Origin of the sequence: Vibrio sp. TBV020, assembly GCF_046056895.1 — a bacterium.
Taxonomy (GTDB): Bacteria; Pseudomonadota; Gammaproteobacteria; order Enterobacterales; family Vibrionaceae; genus Vibrio.
This window is the reverse complement of the sequence record NZ_JBEEAQ010000003.1, coordinates 1,648,100-1,666,254: the sequence shown is the minus strand read 5'-3', so window position 1 is coordinate 1,666,254 and position 18,155 is coordinate 1,648,100. Positions and strand designations below refer to the sequence as shown.

The window sequence follows — 18,155 nt, the reverse complement described above, 5'->3', positions numbered from 1 at the left end:
GTTATCTCCCAATCACTACAGAGTCTGACATTACGTTAGTAAACTTTTTGCCCAGCAAATCGCCAATCCAATTACTGGTTTGATAGCACAAGGTAACCCTATACAACGGCATTTCTCGGCCACGGTTGCTGACAACGGTGAGGTACTCTAAATCGCGGATTGATTGCCCAACCTGGCAAGTCATACCGCCACGATTCTCAGCGATGATCGGGTTAGGCTTACCCACTTCCTCAAAGCTAAGCTCTTCAACCAATAAACCATAGTTATCCGCTTCAAACGCGCCAAAGGTCCTTTGCAATGAACGCTGCGCGAGGGTATCGATATCATCAACCTCTTTCGCTGTCAGTTGGTAGTTAGCGTCATAGAGCTGAGTGCGTTCTTTGACTACATTGACAAGTGAGTACGATAAGCGATCTAGCTTTCCTTTAACCGAGAGCTTAATGATCACATCACCACTAAACGCCAGAAGTAAGCTGAAGAAAATGCCGACGATGGCGAGTTCGACACTAAAAGTGCCTCGCTGCTTAAACTTCAAATTGAGAGCGTTCATATTCTTGCACCACTATCATCTCGCGACTCATTAGGTTGTGAGTTGTCACGAAATAGCTAAAAATGGGGTTGAAACGATAGTTAATTCGATAGATAGCCAAGGCTGCGTTTTGCTCCTTGCCACACTCAGTACTCTCTAGAATTTCCGCTTCGCCACATAAGTTTTCGACGTTAACGAGATTCTTTAGCGAATCGACATATTGAATCGTGACTTGAAAGTCATTTCCGTCCACTACTTGATTCCAAATACTGTCTTCTTCATGAAGCACTTCTTGAACCGTCTGCATATAATCAGAGGAGTCTTTTTTAGCTGTTCGAGCAATTTCAGAAATGGCTAGATCATTAATCGCTGAGATGTAAGAGATATAGCTCATCTCAACCCACGCCATACACATCAACCAAAATGCGAAAAAGCCAATTGCAAATTCGATGGTTGCAACACCTCGCTGCTTAACTTTCATCAGATACTCCGCTGTCTTGAATACCACTTAACGCTAGGGCGCGATTTTCAGCTGAATACGGGCGATGGTTGCGAAGAGAACGATATATCTGTTGTATTTGATGCTTGCTATAACGATCACTCAATACAGAGTGAACAAATTCATAGTGGCCAAGTTTCGCCATGCTTAGCGTCAAATTCGCCATCATCTGCTCATTGGCTTGACCGCGTTTATACAATGGCAGTAATCGTTGAGCTGCAAGCTTGTATTGCTCCTGAGCAATATCCAACACCGCTAGATTATTTTTTACTACTGCTGCATCGTAGAAATGCTCTCTTGCACGTTCGAAGTAGCCACGGGCCAGTTCAAATTGGTAACTGTAGCCATACAGAGTGCCAAGCAAGTTTTCTGCTTCTGCATGCTCAGGGGCTTGCTCTAGTACTCTTTTCGCACTGTTTATTGCCGCTGGGTATTGGCCTAATTCGCTATAAGCTTTAGCTTGTAAAAGTAGACTCGCAACACTGGCAGAGTGCTTTTGGGCTACTGGAGCGATATAGAACAAAGCTGACTCAGCATCACCCATTGCCAAATAACTATTAGATAGCTTTTCTCTAACCTCATTGGTGTCGTTGGCTTTGAGCTGCTTCTTGTAGAGTTCAGTCAATTGGACATAATTGTCTGTTTGTTGATAGATGGTTTCTTTTGACTCATCTTGCTGCCAACTCGATTGAGTAGAACTACAAGCAGCGAGAAACAACGTAAAAGAAATTGTGATGATTTTCTTAAGCATTGAGCATTAACCTCATGACACCAGGAGCGGCGATAACAAAAACAATCGGGATCAAGATGAAGACGATTAACGGTATCGACATCTTGGCGGCTAACTTCCCTATTTCTTCTTCCAACTCCAGCATCTGAACTTCACGGATATCACCCGCCAATGTCGTCAACATGGTGTAAATCGATGAGCCGTGTTGAATACTTTGGCTCAAGGTCATCACAAAACTACGCATTTCTGATGACGGTACTTTTTCATATAACTCTTCAAGCGCTTGCTCCATTCCCACTACTCGCGCGCGATGGTTAGTTTTATCAAGCAAGCTTGCCATCTCTTGGTTAAAGCTCTGCATCTCCACCGATAGGTACTTCATAGAAGCTTCAATTGTCATACCGGTTTGCACGCATATCGCCATCAAATCAATCAAGTACGGCATTTGCTTAGAAACGCGTCTCTGCCTCGCTTTTGCCATTGAGTTGAGCACAATGTCTGGCAAAGCAATCGCAATCATTGCCCAAGCTCCGGCTGCTGCAACCCACTGTTCTAGTTTCCCTTCAGTTGACCAAAACAGAGCCGCTATAAGCCCCTGTCCCACGACAAGGGCCGTATATTTGAGTGGCATGAATAAATGAGCAATACGAGAATCATTTATTCCGGCGTTTGACAGTCGAAGCGTGACATCATCCTGAGAGGTGGTGAAAACCGACGTCACTGGCTGTAACCAGTCAGAAAAACCTAAGCGGGATTTAGCTTTGTTCGCTGCATACTGATTGTGTTTTGCTAAAGCAGCAATGCGGCGTTTCTGACGTACAGTCATGAATAGCCAGTAACCTAGAATCAAGATTCCAAATGCTACCCCTGTCCAAGCTAGGAACATCTGTAATTTCTCGTTCATCACTTCACCTTCTTCATTAACATCCAGATGATGAACATACCGATGCTTTCACTGATAATGACGTAGTAGAGAATCGGTTTCCCTTCAGGGTGAAACATCACAAACTCAAAGTTTTCCGGACTTAGAAACTGCAATATGAACAGAAAGAAAAACGGTGTTGCACCGACGATCTTGGCTGAAATTCGCGCCTCTGACGTCATTGCATATTTCTTTCGCTCTACCGCTCTCGCTTCAAACATCTGCCTATTCAAACGAGACATCACTTCTTTTAGCTGACCGCCACGCTGCATATTGGCGCGTAAGGTGATGACGAAAAAATGAAACGAAGGGTATGGGAAACGACGACATGATTTACGGAACACTTCATCAATTGGTTCACCAAGATTTAAACGTTCGCTCATTAATTTGAACTCTTTACCCACTTCGCCTTCTAGCTTTTGTCCGACATAACGAATACCACGGCCAATACTTTCCCCTGCACTCAGTGAACTGGCCAGCATGTTAAGCGCATCAGGGAACGTCTCTTCGAATCTCTTTTGCTCTCTTTTTTGCAGATATACATATCCCCAAGTCCATACTAGAACCAATGACACTGGGAATACTTGAAACAACGGTAAGCGCAACATCGTCTGATTGATTACACCAACAACCATCATGGCTATCGCTGTAAACAAGATGATTTTCAGAGCTGCCATATTGCCCAATTGGCGCTGAAGGTTATCCCAACGTAGCAAAATCCGTTGCTTTAAATCCCTGTCGGACAAACTAGCAACGTTGATTGCTTGCTGAGTAAACCTAGTGCTGCTTTGTCCGTTAACTTTTCCTTGTTCCAAATAGTCTTTAACTGCAGGTTGGCGCTCAGGTTTTAAGGCAACAATAACTAACGCGATCCCACCAAAAATAATTAACCAATACATAGGAACTCACTAATTGTTCAGCGCCATTGACTCAATCACTTGGGTCAGCTGCTGCTCGACACCAAAGAAGCGTGCTTTCTCATATAATGCCGAACGAGCCATTACACCCGAGGTGGTGTACGCCCCTTGAATTCGACCGTCACTGCCTTCCGGTGACGCTTTGAATGAAAAAAGTTCTTCAAGCACAACATTGGTTCCCTCAATACCCACTACTTCCGTGATGCTCATAATTTTTCGGGAGCCATCATGTAAGCGGCTGACCTGAACAATTAGATCAACTGCGCTTACGATAGAGCGTCGAATCGCTTCTAAGGGCAAATTATTAGTTGCCATCATGACCATGGCTTCGACACGAGCTAACGCATCTCTTGGTGTATTGGCATGCAATGTCGACATCGACCCGTCATGACCTGTGTTCATCGCTTGGAGCATTTCAAATGCTTCACTACCACGACATTCACCAACAATAATTCGATCTGGACGCATACGTAAGGAGTTAATAACTAGATCTCGTGACGTTACCGCACCAGTCCCTTCTACCCCGCTGTTTCGCGTTTCCATACGAACCACATGAGGCTGCTGTAACCGTAGCTCTGCAGTATCTTCAATTGTGACAATACGTTCTCCGTCAGAGATGTGCTGAGATAACGCATTGAGCAACGTGGTTTTACCCGAACCAGTACCGCCAGATACCAGAATGTTGAGTCGACAACGTGCTGCGATTTGAAGCAGTGCTGCCATATCTTGAGTTAGTGAACCGAACTCCACCAAATGTTCAAACCCAATACTCTGTTCGCGAAACTTACGAATCGAAATCGATGTTCCATCCAATGTAATCGGGGGGATAACAATATTGACGCGACTGCCATCTTCTAAACGGGCATCACATGTTGGCGAAGATTCATCAACGCGGCGCCCTACTCGACTTGCAATGCGTTTGGCAATATCAAGCAACTGTTGCTCATCAATAAAACGAATCGGGGCTTGCTCGACTAAACCATTTCGCTCTATATATATCTGCTGGTGGCCATTGATCATGATGTCAGTGATTGAATCATCATCCATCAAAACTTGTAATGGTCCTAGGCCAACCAGCTCGTGAATTAAACTGGTCACATACTCTGATTTAGCCAGTGACGATACTGGCAACTGCTCTCGGCTCACCAGCATATCTACTGCATTCGCCAACTGAGCTTCTAGTTCACTGCGAGATAAACTTTCAATCACGCTAGCGTCCAACGCATCAAAGATCTGGCGACGGAGCTTTAGGTAAACTTTTTGTGACTGTTCCATACTTTCTACCCCTTACGCTTAAGTAAGCGGCGCAGAGAGAATCGGCTAAAGTGACTCACTTTCTCACCGACTAATAGAGCCACTAGATTTTGCAATCCATGCTTCATTTCCGAACGAGAATCGCTGATTAATTCCCCTTGCAATAAGTAATGATTGGCTTTGAAATCAAACACCAATTGCGCATCAGCTTTACGGCCGAAATACTTTTCTACATCCCCTTCATTGATCGATGCTGCATTATCAGGCCGAGAACGGTTCATCACTGTGAGTACCGTTAATTCTGGATAACGCAATTCAATTTCTGAGGTAATTCTATTGAGCTCGCGGAGCGAAGATACTGTCGCATCAAATACCAAGACTAATACGTCAACACCCTCTATTGCTCGTTCAAACTCTTCGTTGGTCGTTGCTGTATGAGAGTAATCTTCCACAATGAAAGTATTACTTTGAATAACCTGTTCTTTTAGTGCTTGAGTATATTGGTGTAGATCTTCTCGGCTAAACTCATCTGACTCTACAGCCAAAATAGACAAGTGTTTTTCAATATTCTGGATGAGACTCAACGCAATATCATTGTCGATACCTGATGCTAATGTCCCTTTCTGAACGCTTCGCTTAGTGAACTTTTTAAGCCCCAACATGACATCAATGTTGCTCCCCGCATAGGTATGATCCACCAGCAAGGTACTCGCGTTATGGTATTTAGCGAGTGAGCGTGAAACTTCACAAGCCACTAGAGAAGTGCCAACGCCTCCTTTTACGCCCATAAACGCAATCTGTTTGGCTTTTCGATTACGTCCAACGCCTTTCTTTTCAGCATGATTACGAGCAACACTTCTATAGAAATCGGTCACTTCCGCTTCAGTCGCTGGCCAAAACAGATAATAAAAACCTAGCTCTTTAAGTCCGCGAATTGTCGAGATTGCATCTTCACTACCAATGATGATCACCGAAACCTGTGGTGGTAAATTGCGTAGTAGAAGCTTGGCATCAGTGATCACATCTTGGCTTTGGTTTAGTTCGACCAACACCACTTCTACCTCTGGATGTTGCTCCAACTTTTCAAAGCTTTGAGCTTGGTTGGTGAGAGTGACTGGCTCTTCAAACCCTTCAAAACGGAACGCTTTTTGAACCAACGCACTGCATAATTGAGATTGATAAAACAATGCACAGCGACTTTTTTTCGCTACTTTCTTAGGTTCTGAGCTACTTAACTTATCAACTAAATCAAACATTAAGGTGCCTCAATTTGGATTATTACAGTGCGTTTTGTGGATTAACCATTGATTGCCAACGGCTTGTGTCTGTATTACAGCCTAAGCTGCCATAGCCGTATTTTCCGACTTGGTCTTGATGGCACACCTCAAGCTTTACCTGATGCGTTGTCGCGGAAACTTCGACCATAAAATATTCATCAGCTTGTTGTTTTACGTAGCGAATATGACTCGGCTCGACGCCTGCATCCATCAGTTTCTTTTTCGCTACTTGATACAGGCTGCCACCTCTGGATTCCGCTGCCGAAATTTCCCAATCGGCCTGCGTAACCAAATCAGGATGCCTTTGAATGAAGGTGCTTAGCCGTTCACTAAATTGTGTTTGTTGTTTTGTGTTCAGTTTGAACTGGTAAGTGACCGGAACAACTTCAATGGTTGTTCCTCTTGGTTCACTTATATGGTCTGCACAGCCAGATAAAGCAGCGACGATGACGAACGAAGCGATTAATGTTTTCATTGGCTAAATCCTCCGGCAGACAGTACCTCGTCAGCCCATTTCTCTTGCGATGTTTCATACTCACCATCTAATGCGAAAAATCGCTTCAGAGTGCTGGTTTTTTTCATCATTGGTAGCTGTATTTGATTTGCCTTAACGGGCTGAACAAGATTCACCGTTGCTACAATGACCAACTCAGTTTTCTTACGTTCTGTACCCGTATGACGAAAGAGGCTACCTAAAATTGGAATATCGCCAATAAAAGGGATACGCGTTAACGATTCTTTCTCTTCACTGTTGAGCAAGCCACCTAGAACAAAGCTCTGGCCATCTCCCAACTCAACTGTGGTTTGAGCACGACGGGTATGCAACGCAGGCATGTCATAGCTATCACTTGAATATTGTTTGTCGATTGAGCTAACTTCCGGTGTCAGTGCCAGTTTGATCTTATCGTCACGCAGCACCTTCGCCATTAGCTCCAAACGGACACCAAACTCTTTATATTCCACACTGGTTCCGCCATCATTGGAGGTCACAACAGGCAGTTCACCACCGACTAAAAAGCTCGCTTTTTCCCCAGAAATAACCGATAAATTTGGCTCGGCAAGAACTTGGCCAACCGTATCTGTACCTAACGCTGAAATAACCGACACAATGTCACTCGCACTGAAATGCGTAAGCTGATCAACAAAGATCCCAGCACCACCACCAGGACCGGCACTTCCCATCTTAATACCGAAATCCTGCATGAAAGAGTGAGATACTTCTGCGATAGTAAGTTTGACGTTTACCTGTTTGGTTGCTGTTACTTCAATGTTGTTGACCAAGCCTGGATAACGAAGCTGGGTCATAAAGCCGATTGTGAAGTCAGAGTCTCGGTCATCTTGCATTTCAAACTCGGTCACTGTCGGCTTTTTATCGAGTAGTTCACCAACCAATTGATGGATGTTATCTTTGACCTGCTCAGTTGCGACTTTACCGCTGAGTACAACCTTATCCCCGATGCCTGCTACCGACACTTCTACATCTGGATATTGCACCGCGATTTGTTGCTCTATGGTGCGATAACTTTGATTCACAACGAGGGTCCGATTGAGCAATTCGTTGCCCTTTGCGTTAAACGCAATCAATGACGCTTCCCCAACCTTTTTGCCAAATACGACAATTTTATGTTCATCAATCACTTGATAGTCAGCAACACCTTGACCGGAAATGAATACCGAAGCGACATTACCTTTGACTGCAAAAGTCCTTGCTTCGCCTTCAGTAAGATTGACCGTACTTTTTGCCCAAAGGCTCATCGGCATAAAAGCCAATAACAGTAAGCTTTTTATTATTTTGTTCATGCGAGCCTCTTAATCAAAACGGAATTCGCGTATACCTTCGTTACTACCATTTGTTGGAATGATGTCTGCTGAATTGGCTTCTAGGTCATCGGAGTATTCTTCTCCTAGAGAGCGGTGCAGAGTAATTTCTGAAATACGCTGAGCAACGGTCAACTTTGCTAGCTGCTGATTGGTCACTTGTAGTATCAGAGTCATATTCGTTTCAGTTTGGCTGGTCAATTTACTCACTGATTTCTCTGTTGAAACCATATCTAAAACCGTTACCTGTCCAAGCAATGGTGTCATTGTTAGGTGTTGAATATCATCCACATCTTGGTCAGTTGAAAGGTTCTCTTTCGGCGTAGACAGAACTGAAATATCTACTGAATCACCGACATTAATTGTTCCACCAATGACATCCTTACCCGGAACCGTAACGTTGTAAGGAACAAAGCCAGGTTTAATTACGGTTTGTAAGTAGTCTTTATCACCTGGGGATGTCAGCACATCTTCACTAGCGACTTCACCCATAATTAAGTCGCGTGCTGCAAACTCCGGTTTATCCCAATCCAAATCGATATCGCTATCGATTCCAAGCAACGCAGCTTTCGCTTGAGGTAAATGTTCAACAATGAAGTCAGTACGCGATAATTTAGTGCCTTTCACAACATCGTGTTTAAGGCGCCAAACTTTGAAAGTCACCTCATTGGTTGTAGGGGGTTCAACCTGACTTTCTTTCGCAGGCGTCGCATTGGTGACGCCATAAAGCCCAACAGATATAGCGACGAACGCTAAGCCAAGAATGATTTTAGAATTCATTGATTAACCTATAACGATGCAGCTATACCTAATAAGCTTCCTAGACAAATAGGTACGCCATAAGGCACCCCTTTGTTGACCCACTCTGTATTACCTGTCAGTTGACAGATAATCCACTGGGCGATAGCTAAAGCTCCACCTGCAAATAAAATGATAAAAATGGTCAGCAAAAAGCAATCGGGCGATATCATCAGGCCAAAAGCTGACAAGAGTTTGCTGTCTCCAGCCGCCAATATGTTGAAGTAAAACAACACCATGCCTATACCAAGGACGAGTATCGGCAGTATTAGTTGTTCATACCGGCCATAGTTAAAAACAAAAAAAATACCCATCAGAGCAATTACCTGCACCACTCCGTTGGGTATCTTTCTATTTTTGATATCTTGATAACTGGCTATCAGAGCCATGGTAGCTAACGTTATTAGCCACCATAATTGTTCAGTCACTTTCGGCTTTACACATTAGCCATTTACAGAGTTAGCACTGTCAATGTTTGATGAGATAGTATCGATCGCGCCAGAAAGAGCATCGCGTAGAGTGCCGTTGAATACCGCTAGTACGATTGCTGACATACATACACCTAGAATTGCGTATTCGATCGCCGTAACACCACGCTCGTCGTTCTTGAATGATTCGATAAGTAGTTGAGTTTTAACAAATGCTTTAGTTAACATCTTCATTTCCTATTGTTTAATGGACAGTGTTGTTTACGGGAGAGATATTAAAAACTGTTGCATTTACGAACAATGGAAGTGCGGGGGTCTTCACATTTCCATGACATTACCAAGGAGTTCATTCAGTTTGGATTCAGGTTCGCGGCGAATATTGCCCAATAAGCACCTTTATAAGGTAATAATTGGTTTTCGCTAATAGCGAGAGGATGGCCACTTTGATAGTATTGGCACAACATAATGACATCCGGACTTAATGGATATGCACCTTTCAAAACTGACCACTGATATTTTTAACCACCTATACCGTGATATTTCTGAATTCCGTAGCACGTTTGATCTTCCGGTTGCATCACCGGAAAGCTTAGATGACAAAGCAGATACACTGCACACATCTTTGGCAATCGAGGAATTAACAGAACTTGCTGAAGCGGATAATAAAACCGAACAAGCGGATGCAATCATCGACAGTGTTTACGTTTTGATGGGGCGTTTGGTACACCTTGGTCACGAGAAGGTTGAAGATAACCTAGCGATCAACTACCTAATTGACCTGTTATTGAATGTAGCTGTTAACCGTGGCATCGACTTTATTCCTTGCTGGGATGAAGTTCACTCAAGCAACATGAGTAAAGTGTGCCGCAATGAAAAAGAGTACGCTGAAACTGAAGCGCATTACGCAGAGCAAGGTATTAAGCTAATGGCCGTTCAAAAAGGCGATTACATTATCGCGAAATGTGCTGAGGACTTCGTTGCGGAAGGCAAAACAATTCGTCAGGGTAAAGTACTAAAGTCAGTTTACTACCGTCCAGCAGACCTTGCGCCGTTAACGAAGTAAACCTAATAAGACATTACGTATTAGAAAACGCCGCTTGAATTCAAGCGGCGTTTTTATATCTAACTGAAATCAAGATTAATCAAATAAAAGAACTGAACTGCCATCTACATCCACTTTCTTAACGGTCGTATTGAACACTCTCGACAATTCCTCAGCCGTCAATACATCAGCGACCTCACCGACTTTCTGTAAAACGCCCTGCTCCAACAACAGTGCTTTATCAGCATGTTTCAGTGTTCGATTCAGGTCATGGTTAGACATTATGACACTTATGCCCATGTCAGCCACTCGTCGAATCAGGTTATATAGCAAGGTTTCTTGACCAATATCTAATGGGGCTGCAGGCTCATCAAGGATCAACAGCTTTGCATAGGGGTTTAACGTTGGCCAAATTTGAAGACAAATCGCGCATAGCCTTACCCTTTGCCACTCCCCACCCGACAGATGATGAATTGATCGGTGGAGCTTGTCAGCAATTTCCAACAGTTCCGCTAACTCTTGAATAACCGCTTCCAATTCTTTTGAATGGGATTGAACGTGCCCTGGTAAAGAGAGAGCAAGATATTGAACCACATCTAAATTGAATGCAGGCCGGTCGCTTTGACAGAGAAATGCACGGCATATTGCAAGTGACTCTATTGAACTCGTTCTGACATCTTGTTCAAAGATCTTTGCTTCACCTTCAAAGTCGAGTAGCCCTGCAACAGCCGTCAGCAAAGTACTTTTTCCGCTGCCGTTAGGGCCAATAACATGCAGCACTTCCCCTGGGTGTGTATCAAAGGAGAGTGGCAATAATCGAGAACCGACCGATAAGCTATTAACGTGAATCATGATTATTTACCAACATCCAAATAAAGATAGGTGCACCAATAGAGGTCGTTACTACACCAAGTGGAAGCTCAGCAGCATCAAGAGCGGTTCTCGCAATCAAATCAGCAAACACCACTAGCGTAGCTCCTGACAGCGCTGAAATCGGAATCAAGTATCGATTCTCACTGCCTAAAGCGAGTCGTAATAGATGCGGTACAACTAAGCCGACAAAACCGATAACACCACCGAGCGCGACTGCCCCGCCAACGAGCAGAGAAACTGCAAGGATAAGCTTCCAGCGTACCTGTTCAACATCAACCCCGAGCTGCTTAGCATGTTGCTCACCCATCATTAACTTATCAAGCAATGTGCCTTTAAAGCAGAGCCAAAGCAAAACAGGGATAAGAACTAACGTGAGAGTATGATGATACCAGCTCGCAGCGCCAATGCTTCCCATGAGCCAGTACATAAGCTGGCGAAGGCTAAGATCATCGCTGAAATAGAATGCCCATGTTACCACTGCACCAGATAAAATACCCAGAGCTACCCCTACCAATAGTAACCTAGTGGTCGTTAGCCGCATTGCCTTGGCCATAGAAACGAGCAGTAGCGTAAAGACAAGTGCACCAATAACCGCTGCAACCATAAAACCAGCGGGGGTGGCTAGGGTTGGGATGAAGAATAGAACCAACACCATCATGACACTTGCACCGCCCGATATACCGAGCACACCAGGCTCTGCCAAGACATTCCCGAGTAATACTTGCAAGACAGCGCCAGAAACCGCAAGTGATGCTCCCACAGCAATGGCTGCAAGCAGTCGGGGTAAACGAAGCTGAAGGATAAGCTGTTCTTGTAACGGAGATAGTGTTTGGAAAGGCGAGATAAATACCTCACCAACCACAAGGTAAGCAACACTTATAAGGACAAGTGAGAAGGTAAAAAAAGATCCAAAGCGCATCCATCTTTGATGCCTACGATTAAGTAGTTGAGTAAATTCCATGCGGTTGCTGAGTTATCGAGTCTAGCCCCTAAAAATAATGGCTTAACGATACCGTTAAGCCATTAAAATAGAAAGCGTAATCACTACATTCGTCTTGAATGAGTATTATTAATCGTAAACGAGCTGGCCTTCTTCATAACGAGTCTTCACCGGGCAGACCATAAGTGCTGCACGCTGACCAACCGCCACATGACGGTTTGGAAAGACGATCGCTTCACCTTCATTCTTAGCCATGAGTGGTTTATCTCCGTCATGACCAAATACTTCACCATGTTTAAAGGCAGTAAAGTTCTCTACTCCATCATCAAATAAGAAGTCAAAATCATCATGCAGACGAACAATGGTTCGACTCACTCGATACATGACCGCTTTACGTGGTAAATGTTCAGGCTCGCTATTTGAGATTAAATCACGCAGAGCAAGATCAAACGCCACCAGTTTGTCCAATTCGTTTTCGCCAATCTTAGCAACTCGTCCTAGCTCAACTGTTAATGCTTGCGCACCAAAGTTTTCTGCACTGTACCAGCTAAATGTGCTCGACGGAGCATTGGAAAACATTACCGCTTCTAAATGAGCACTTGAAACGAACTCCATTAATTCTTGGCTACGAACCGGATGCCTTACTTTCGGGCTGACAACAAATGAATAATGTTTCGAATCACGGATTGCACAATGGAGATCTAGGTGCCATCGCTGCTCTTGCTGAGTATCTTCAAAGAAAGCACTAACAATTTGTTTTAGATTGTTGGCAATGTTGAGCTCTTTTGAAGGTTCATACTCTTTATCATCAAATAAGCGATTTAAGTTCATCTCAATAAAGCGCGTATGGGCGTTAGTTGCCTCTGGGTGCGCATTGATAAACAAAAGGCGCTCTGTCGTCGCTTGAAACCCGCTTTGAATATCTGTGATGATTTTATCTACGATCTCCATTGGTGCTGTTTCATCACCATGAATACCGCAAGAAATAATGATGTGCTTACTCTCAGGTGAGAGATTCGGAGGGATGACCTCCAACACACCACGTTGATGTAATTTGAATACTGTTCCACCCGCTACAGTGATTTCACCGGCCGGCATTTCTTGTTCTAAGTCTAAGCTGTCAAAAAGAAAAGATTGGCGAAAGAGGTTTTTCGTCATGCGCTACTCCTTTATTGCACAGCGGGTATGTTAAAGAATTGTTCATGTAAATTATGTAGGGGCGATCCCACTTATGGACACAAATTTTGTGCTTCATCGAAATTTATTAAATTGCTATCACCCTCTCTGGGGTAAAAAGCTTTGTTATCAAAATAGCCGAGCAATAACTCGGCTATTGATAATAACATGTTTTATAGGCCGCTATTTTTGATCTAACAACAGTTCAAATTCATCAATTTTTGCTTTTACACGATCGATGCTTTGTTGCCAAAAGTCTGCTTGGGACAAGTCCATACCAAGATGCTTGGCGACAACCTCTTCTGCCATCATTGAGCCTGTGTCTCTCAGCAAGTTAACGTAGTCAGCGTAGAATGCTTCGCCTTTGCTTTCACGCTGAGCATAGACCCCAATACTAAACAGATAGCCGAACAGATATGGATAGTTGTAGAAGCTCACTTCTGAAATGGAGAAATGCAGCTTACTCGCCCAGAAATAAGGGTCTGGCTCAGACATTGATTCACCATACCACTCGGTCCAAGTTTCGCTCATCAAGTCACATAGCTCAGGGGCAGATAGCTCTCCATTACTACGTTGTTCATAAAAGCGTTTCTCGAACTCAAATCGAACCGGAATATTGATCATTAACGCGTAGCAACTTGAGAGCTCTTCCCACAGCATCTCTAGTTTTTCTTCTCGGCTAGATACTTGTTCTAACAGATAGTCACGAACGATATTTTCGGCAAAGATTGACGCTGTCTCTGCAAGTGTCATCGGGTAGCGAGTTTGACACAGCGGCATATCACGCATCACCCAGTTATGGAAGGCATGACCAATTTCATGAGCAAGGGTAAGTAAATCAGAACGACTTCCTCCCCAAGTCATAAACACGAGTGGAGTTCGTGTTGCTGCAAACTTCGTACAGTAGGCACCTAAACGGCGGTTCTCGGTCGGCTCTGCGTCAATCCAACCGTTCTCAACCATACGAGTCACAAAGCTCGCCATTTCAGGTTCGACTTGATTGAAGGCAGCGTAGATAATCTCTATCGCTTCATCAAATGAATAGACCTTTGGCTCTGCGTCAGTCAGGCTTGGCATACCTGCTAAGTGATTCCAAGGGCGCATTTGTTGTAAACCATGAACACGTGCCATTAACTGACCCGCCTTTTGTCCAACGTCTCTGTTCGCTTTGGCCGTTTCCATCATTGCATTTAGTGTCGAAACTTGGATACGACTCTCATGCAAACTTGGGTCTAAAAAATCGACGTCAGTAATCTTGGAACGTTTTTGATATTCCGTTAAACGCCAACCTGCCAGTGCATTTAAGATCGCAGCAAATGACTCTTGATTATCCTGCATCGCAGATTGAATTCCGCGCCAAGCAGGCTCTTGGCCTTCAAAGTCTGTGCCATATAGTGTGCTTGCTGCTTGAGAAAAGCCCACTTTAGTTTGCTGACCATCTTGCAGCGTCACTTGCAATGAACCCGTGATATTGTCGTACAGTCGACCCCAAGCATCTCGCCCATCGACTTGCATAGCCGTTAACAGTTGTTCTTCGGCTACCGATAGCTTTGTTGCAGCAATTTTTCGCGTACATTCGATCTGAAACGCTTGTCCACTGACATCACCGCTATCATGGCTAAGTACATCATTAATGAAACTATCAGGTGCAACTGTCAGAGCATTTTCATAAGGCGTAAATGCCTGAGTAAGCTCAGAGTTCAATTTCGCAATACGACCAATTAGTGCTTTCGCCTGGCTGTTAGTTGCGTCGATAGAAGCGTGACATTGTGCAAAGGTATTTACTGTTGCCAGTAGTTTCCCTGCCGCTTCACTAGTTTGAATCGCGTTTTGCATCACATTGACGGCATTGCAATTGTCTACGTGAAGAACAAGTACTTCGATGCACTGTTTGATTAAGCCAATGTCTTGTTCAATTTTTGGGTCTTCAAGGTTTTGATACGCAATTGATAAATTCCAGCTCGGTGCAGTCATTTTGTTTCCTTACCTATCGGTTATTGGTTTGCCAATCATACAAACTCGTGTGTAGTTCTTATCCGCTTTGGTGAGTTGTATGTGGGAAATGGATTGATGGGCGATGTGTAATGTCGAATACAGCATTGGGTTGGCGAAATCTAGCTGCAACACTTGTGCTAATATCATTCGAATCGTCCCACCATGGCATACGATCAATGTATCTTGTTCTACAGCTTGGGTAAAGCTCTGCCAAGCCATTGAAATTCGGTTATAAAACTGTTCTAAAGGTTCAGCATTAGGCAGTGGATTGGCTACAGGGTCATCCCAAAAAGCCTCAAACTTAGGCCATTCCGAGTGAGCATTTTCAAAAGGCACACCATCTAAATCACCAAAATTGGTTTCCTTCCAATCATCTGTAATAGTAAGGCTCAGTGATTTATTCGCGATAGCGATCCGTTGTGCTAATGCTTCACATCGTTTAAGTGGCGAACTTTCAACAGCGACAAACCCAAGCTTTTCGTTATTTAATGCCTGATGAATAGACGCTTGAGTTTCTTCGGCAACAGCAACATCTGTATGACCGTACAATGCTGGCGCACCTTCAGTTTTACCATGGCGAAGTAAATAGATATTAACGGTATTAATTGGGCTCAAAACTTCATCTCTTTCAACACCATAGGTAGACCCGCTGCGACAAAAGTTACCTTGTCTGCTATTCGAGCGAGCGCCTGGTTCATCCACCCTGCATTATCAACAAACAAGCGAGAAACGTCTCCCATTGGTACGATTCCTAAGCCTACTTCGTTAGAAACCAATATGACTTTTGCTTGGGTTACTGACAGCACATCAACCAATTCAGTTACCTGCGATTGGATAGCCGATTCATCAAGGGTTATGCCATCGTTATAAATAATGTTGTTCAGCCATAACGTTAAACAATCTATTAAAACTACATCCTCACTACCGAAGCTCGGTATTAAAGAAACAAGTTGAGTCGGACATTCGTGCTCTACCCACCCCTCTCCTCTCGATTGCTGGTGATGAGCAATTCGAGCAACCATCTCATCGTCAAAAGGAGTTGCAGTCGCCACATAATGCTTACGCTTCTGTTGAGCAGATTCATGGATGCAAGACTCCGCAAAACGAGATTTTCCAGAGCGCGCTCCGCCTAGTATGAGATGAACTGTCATTAGTTGTTAAACACCCATGCAATCAAAGTAAGATATATGAGTAGCTCAGAGAGTTGTTGAGCAGCCCCTAAACAGTCGCCCGTAAAACCGCCAATTCGAGCAATCAACCAACGCTTAAACAGAAAACGGAAAGTAAGAACCACCAGCATCAATGAAACAACCAAACTCAGGTCTAACCATATACACGGAAGAAGCCCCGTCATAAATAAGACCACAAGCTCCAGTTTCGATTGTCGCTGAGCTAGAGGTTTGCTTTTACTCGTATCTGAATCACTCACATAAGGCATATCGTAGATCAATGACGCCGCCACTGCTCTCGACAAAGTATAAGCAACAATGATGAAAGCCGTAGTTTGCTCAAATTTAATTAATTCAGACAGAAGTACAAACTTCCCAAGCAGCGCCATCACTAATGCACTCGCCCCGTAAGTCCCAATACGGCTATCTTTCATAATGGTGAGGCGGCGTTCTAACGTCATGCCACCACCAATACCGTCAGCCATATCAGTCAAACCATCTTCATGAAATGCGCCGGTCAGCATTAAGCTAAACACCATCATGATGATGATCGCGACTGAGGAAGGGAAAACAGACGAAGCTAAATACAATACAAACGCGCAGAGGGCGCCAAGCAATAACCCCACTAGAGCAAAGTAGCGCCCCGCTTGGTTCATCCGCTCTTCACTATAAGGGATAGATGCCGGCATTGGGATTCGAGAAAAAAAGCCTAACGCCAACATAAACAGTTGATACTGATATTTAACAGCGGTCATTGCTCGACAACGACTCCCGCTTCTTCAAAACTGGCCATGTTGTTGTAAAACTCAGCCGCCGCACGAATAAGTGGAAATGCAAGTACAGCCCCAGTGCCCTCGCCTAAGCGAAGAGAAAGGTCCAACATCGGCTCTGCGTCGAGCTCTTTCAGTAAATACTGATGGCCAGATTCATGGGATTGGTGAGCAAAGGTCATCACATCGCGACATTGTGGGTTAATTAGGCAAGCCGCATATGCCGCTGCGGACACAATAAATCCGTCAACCAAAACTGGGGTATTTTCTTTAGCCGCAGCCAAGAAACCGCCGACCATTTGCACTATTTCAAAACCACCAACTTCTGCTAAAGTTTCAATCACATCAAGGTCATGACAACGAGAAACGCCCTGTTCAACAAGCTCAACCTTACGTTGCCATTGCTCATCCGTAATACCTGTACCGCGACCAACACATTCTCGAGCATCACGTTTTGATAACGCGCTTAAAATGGCCGCTGCACTGCTGGTATTACCGATGCCCATTTCGCCAAACATCACAATATTACAGCCATCATTAATAAGCTTATTAACTAAAGACTGACCAAGTTCGATACCTTGTTTAACTTGCTGTAGCGTCATTGCAGCTTGTTTAGCGAAGTTTTGAGTTCGCTCACCGAGTCTTTGTACAATAAAATCTGCACTACTATGCTCGACCGGAATCAAAATACCGGTATCAACAACTTTTAAATTGACATCATTTGCTCGGCAAAAGCAGTTAATCGCAGCTCCGCCAGCTAAGAAGTTAAGCACCATCTGCTGAGTAACCGCACTAGGCGCAATACTCACGCCTTCATCAGCAATACCGTGGTCGCCAGCAAAGACGATAACAGTCGGTTTATTTAGCTTAATGTTAGTGACGACGTCACCTTCATTTTTGCTTTGAATAATAGCAAGTTGATGGGCAATTGTTTCAAGTTGACCCAATGCACCAACAGGTTTTGTTTTTTGATTGATACGATGCCAAATAGCATCAGAATAGCTTTGGTTTAACATAG

Annotated in this window: 21 protein-coding genes; 1 reads left to right on the top strand and 20 read right to left on the bottom strand. The window is 44.1% G+C overall.

Translation table 11 applies throughout. From position 1 onward, the window contains the following. Position 1: 1 nt before the first annotated feature. The 12 genes from tadF to AAFX28_RS15815 are packed head-to-tail and all read right to left on the bottom strand — an operon-like array spanning position 2 to position 9,400. Complete coding sequence (gene tadF / locus AAFX28_RS15870; protein WP_408689068.1) at positions 2-550, bottom strand: tight adherence pilus pseudopilin TadF; 549 nt, start codon at positions 548-550, stop codon at positions 2-4. After that, positions 525-1,010: a TadE/TadG family type IV pilus assembly protein gene (locus tag AAFX28_RS15865; RefSeq protein WP_408689067.1), complete on the bottom strand. Its 486-nt coding sequence runs from the start codon at positions 1,008-1,010 to the stop codon at positions 525-527. Before AAFX28_RS15865 ends, tadF begins: the two co-directional genes overlap by 26 nt. After that, positions 1,000-1,779: a tetratricopeptide repeat protein gene (locus AAFX28_RS15860; RefSeq protein WP_408689065.1), complete on the bottom strand. Its 780-nt coding sequence runs from the start codon at positions 1,777-1,779 to the stop codon at positions 1,000-1,002. Before AAFX28_RS15860 ends, AAFX28_RS15865 begins: the two co-directional genes overlap by 11 nt. Then, positions 1,772-2,662 carry a type II secretion system F family protein gene (locus AAFX28_RS15855; protein WP_408689064.1) on the bottom strand — a complete coding sequence of 297 codons (891 nt, stop codon included), beginning with the start codon at positions 2,660-2,662 and terminating at the stop codon, positions 1,772-1,774. Before AAFX28_RS15855 ends, AAFX28_RS15860 begins: the two co-directional genes overlap by 8 nt. Next, positions 2,662-3,579, bottom strand: coding sequence for a type II secretion system F family protein (locus AAFX28_RS15850; protein ID WP_408689063.1), 918 nt, complete (start codon positions 3,577-3,579; stop codon positions 2,662-2,664). Before AAFX28_RS15850 ends, AAFX28_RS15855 begins: the two co-directional genes overlap by 1 nt. A gap of 9 nt (positions 3,580-3,588) precedes the next feature. Further along, positions 3,589-4,872 carry a CpaF family protein gene (locus AAFX28_RS15845; RefSeq protein ID WP_408689061.1) on the bottom strand — a complete coding sequence of 428 codons (1,284 nt, stop codon included), beginning with the start codon at positions 4,870-4,872 and terminating at the stop codon, positions 3,589-3,591. 5 nt (positions 4,873-4,877) lie between these two features. Beyond that, complete coding sequence (locus tag AAFX28_RS15840) at positions 4,878-6,107, bottom strand: CpaE family protein (protein WP_408689059.1); 1,230 nt, start codon at positions 6,105-6,107, stop codon at positions 4,878-4,880. A 22-nt stretch (positions 6,108-6,129) separates the two neighbouring features. Beyond that, positions 6,130-6,603, bottom strand: coding sequence for a hypothetical protein (locus AAFX28_RS15835; RefSeq protein WP_408689057.1), 474 nt, complete (start codon positions 6,601-6,603; stop codon positions 6,130-6,132). Then, complete coding sequence (locus AAFX28_RS15830) at positions 6,600-7,889, bottom strand: type II and III secretion system protein family protein (protein ID WP_408690890.1); 1,290 nt, start codon at positions 7,887-7,889, stop codon at positions 6,600-6,602. Before AAFX28_RS15830 ends, AAFX28_RS15835 begins: the two co-directional genes overlap by 4 nt. A gap of 48 nt (positions 7,890-7,937) precedes the next feature. Further along, complete coding sequence (cpaB, locus tag AAFX28_RS15825) at positions 7,938-8,726, bottom strand: Flp pilus assembly protein CpaB (RefSeq protein ID WP_408689056.1); 789 nt, start codon at positions 8,724-8,726, stop codon at positions 7,938-7,940. Positions 8,727-8,734: 8 nt separating this feature from the next. Next, positions 8,735-9,133 carry a prepilin peptidase gene (locus tag AAFX28_RS15820; protein ID WP_408689054.1) on the bottom strand — a complete coding sequence of 133 codons (399 nt, stop codon included), beginning with the start codon at positions 9,131-9,133 and terminating at the stop codon, positions 8,735-8,737. A 54-nt stretch (positions 9,134-9,187) separates the two neighbouring features. Further along, positions 9,188-9,400 (bottom strand): Flp family type IVb pilin, encoded by a 213-nt coding sequence (locus tag AAFX28_RS15815; RefSeq protein ID WP_408689052.1) that lies wholly within the window; start codon positions 9,398-9,400, stop codon positions 9,188-9,190. A 259-nt stretch (positions 9,401-9,659) separates the two neighbouring features. On the opposite strand from AAFX28_RS15815, the gene AAFX28_RS15810 reads away from it, so the two are divergent. Next, the gene (locus tag AAFX28_RS15810; RefSeq protein WP_408690889.1) at positions 9,660-10,235 is read left to right on the top strand and encodes a nucleoside triphosphate pyrophosphohydrolase family protein; all 576 of its coding nucleotides are present in this window, start codon (positions 9,660-9,662) and stop codon (positions 10,233-10,235) included. A 75-nt stretch (positions 10,236-10,310) separates the two neighbouring features. Here AAFX28_RS15810 and btuD read toward each other — a convergent pair whose 3' ends face one another. The 8 genes from btuD to cobT form a co-directional block, all read right to left on the bottom strand. Continuing rightward, positions 10,311-11,066, bottom strand: coding sequence for a vitamin B12 ABC transporter ATP-binding protein BtuD (gene btuD / locus AAFX28_RS15805; protein WP_408689051.1), 756 nt, complete (start codon positions 11,064-11,066; stop codon positions 10,311-10,313). Continuing rightward, a complete protein-coding gene (gene btuC / locus AAFX28_RS15800; RefSeq protein WP_408689050.1) occupies positions 11,053-12,048 on the bottom strand; it encodes a vitamin B12 ABC transporter permease BtuC in 996 nt (331 codons plus the stop codon). The genes btuD and btuC overlap by 14 nt, the downstream gene beginning before the upstream one ends. A 108-nt stretch (positions 12,049-12,156) precedes the next feature. Continuing rightward, positions 12,157-13,185, bottom strand: a complete 1,029-nt coding sequence (locus AAFX28_RS15795) for a succinylglutamate desuccinylase (RefSeq protein ID WP_408689049.1) — start codon at positions 13,183-13,185, stop codon at positions 12,157-12,159. Between the two features lie 201 nt (positions 13,186-13,386). After that, positions 13,387-15,177, bottom strand: a complete 1,791-nt coding sequence (locus AAFX28_RS15790) for a M3 family oligoendopeptidase (protein ID WP_408689047.1) — start codon at positions 15,175-15,177, stop codon at positions 13,387-13,389. 9 nt (positions 15,178-15,186) lie between these two features. Further along, on the bottom strand, positions 15,187-15,804 hold the full coding sequence (locus AAFX28_RS15785; protein WP_408690888.1) for a histidine phosphatase family protein: 618 nt from the start codon (positions 15,802-15,804) through the stop codon (positions 15,187-15,189). 5 nt (positions 15,805-15,809) lie between these two features. Next, entirely contained in the window at positions 15,810-16,349 is a 540-nt protein-coding gene (cobU, locus tag AAFX28_RS15780; RefSeq protein WP_408689046.1) for a bifunctional adenosylcobinamide kinase/adenosylcobinamide-phosphate guanylyltransferase, read from the bottom strand. Beyond that, entirely contained in the window at positions 16,349-17,122 is a 774-nt protein-coding gene (locus tag AAFX28_RS15775; RefSeq protein WP_408689044.1) for an adenosylcobinamide-GDP ribazoletransferase, read from the bottom strand. The genes cobU and AAFX28_RS15775 overlap by 1 nt, the downstream gene beginning before the upstream one ends. Beyond that, positions 17,119-18,153: a nicotinate-nucleotide--dimethylbenzimidazole phosphoribosyltransferase gene (cobT, locus tag AAFX28_RS15770; RefSeq protein WP_408689042.1), complete on the bottom strand. Its 1,035-nt coding sequence runs from the start codon at positions 18,151-18,153 to the stop codon at positions 17,119-17,121. Before cobT ends, AAFX28_RS15775 begins: the two co-directional genes overlap by 4 nt. Positions 18,154-18,155 lie beyond the last annotated feature (2 nt).

What these genes read in the sequence shown, in the direction of transcription:
- tadF (WP_408689068.1), bottom strand. Translation starts at nt 550, where the DNA reads ATGAACGCTCTCAATTTGAAGTTTAAGCAGCGAGGCACTTTTAGTGTC.
- AAFX28_RS15865 (WP_408689067.1), bottom strand. Translation starts at nt 1,010, where the DNA reads ATGAAAGTTAAGCAGCGAGGTGTTGCAACCATCGAATTTGCAATTGGC.
- AAFX28_RS15860 (WP_408689065.1), bottom strand. Translation starts at nt 1,779, where the DNA reads ATGCTTAAGAAAATCATCACAATTTCTTTTACGTTGTTTCTCGCTGCT.
- AAFX28_RS15855 (WP_408689064.1), bottom strand. Translation starts at nt 2,662, where the DNA reads ATGAACGAGAAATTACAGATGTTCCTAGCTTGGACAGGGGTAGCATTT.
- AAFX28_RS15850 (WP_408689063.1), bottom strand. Translation starts at nt 3,579, where the DNA reads ATGTATTGGTTAATTATTTTTGGTGGGATCGCGTTAGTTATTGTTGCC.
- AAFX28_RS15845 (WP_408689061.1), bottom strand. Translation starts at nt 4,872, where the DNA reads ATGGAACAGTCACAAAAAGTTTACCTAAAGCTCCGTCGCCAGATCTTT.
- AAFX28_RS15840 (WP_408689059.1), bottom strand. Translation starts at nt 6,107, where the DNA reads ATGTTTGATTTAGTTGATAAGTTAAGTAGCTCAGAACCTAAGAAAGTA.
- AAFX28_RS15835 (WP_408689057.1), bottom strand. Translation starts at nt 6,603, where the DNA reads ATGAAAACATTAATCGCTTCGTTCGTCATCGTCGCTGCTTTATCTGGC.
- AAFX28_RS15830 (WP_408690890.1), bottom strand. Translation starts at nt 7,889, where the DNA reads ATGCCGATGAGCCTTTGGGCAAAAAGTACGGTCAATCTTACTGAAGGC.
- cpaB (WP_408689056.1), bottom strand. Translation starts at nt 8,726, where the DNA reads ATGAATTCTAAAATCATTCTTGGCTTAGCGTTCGTCGCTATATCTGTT.
- AAFX28_RS15820 (WP_408689054.1), bottom strand. Translation starts at nt 9,133, where the DNA reads ATGGCTCTGATAGCCAGTTATCAAGATATCAAAAATAGAAAGATACCC.
- AAFX28_RS15815 (WP_408689052.1), bottom strand. Translation starts at nt 9,400, where the DNA reads ATGTTAACTAAAGCATTTGTTAAAACTCAACTACTTATCGAATCATTC.
- AAFX28_RS15810 (WP_408690889.1), top strand. Translation starts at nt 9,660, where the DNA reads ATGCACCTTTCAAAACTGACCACTGATATTTTTAACCACCTATACCGT.
- btuD (WP_408689051.1), bottom strand. Translation starts at nt 11,066, where the DNA reads ATGATTCACGTTAATAGCTTATCGGTCGGTTCTCGATTATTGCCACTC.
- btuC (WP_408689050.1), bottom strand. Translation starts at nt 12,048, where the DNA reads ATGGAATTTACTCAACTACTTAATCGTAGGCATCAAAGATGGATGCGC.
- AAFX28_RS15795 (WP_408689049.1), bottom strand. Translation starts at nt 13,185, where the DNA reads ATGACGAAAAACCTCTTTCGCCAATCTTTTCTTTTTGACAGCTTAGAC.
- AAFX28_RS15790 (WP_408689047.1), bottom strand. Translation starts at nt 15,177, where the DNA reads ATGACTGCACCGAGCTGGAATTTATCAATTGCGTATCAAAACCTTGAA.
- cobU (WP_408689046.1), bottom strand. Translation starts at nt 16,349, where the DNA reads ATGACAGTTCATCTCATACTAGGCGGAGCGCGCTCTGGAAAATCTCGT.
- AAFX28_RS15775 (WP_408689044.1), bottom strand. Translation starts at nt 17,122, where the DNA reads ATGACCGCTGTTAAATATCAGTATCAACTGTTTATGTTGGCGTTAGGC.
- cobT (WP_408689042.1), bottom strand. Translation starts at nt 18,153, where the DNA reads ATGTTAAACCAAAGCTATTCTGATGCTATTTGGCATCGTATCAATCAA.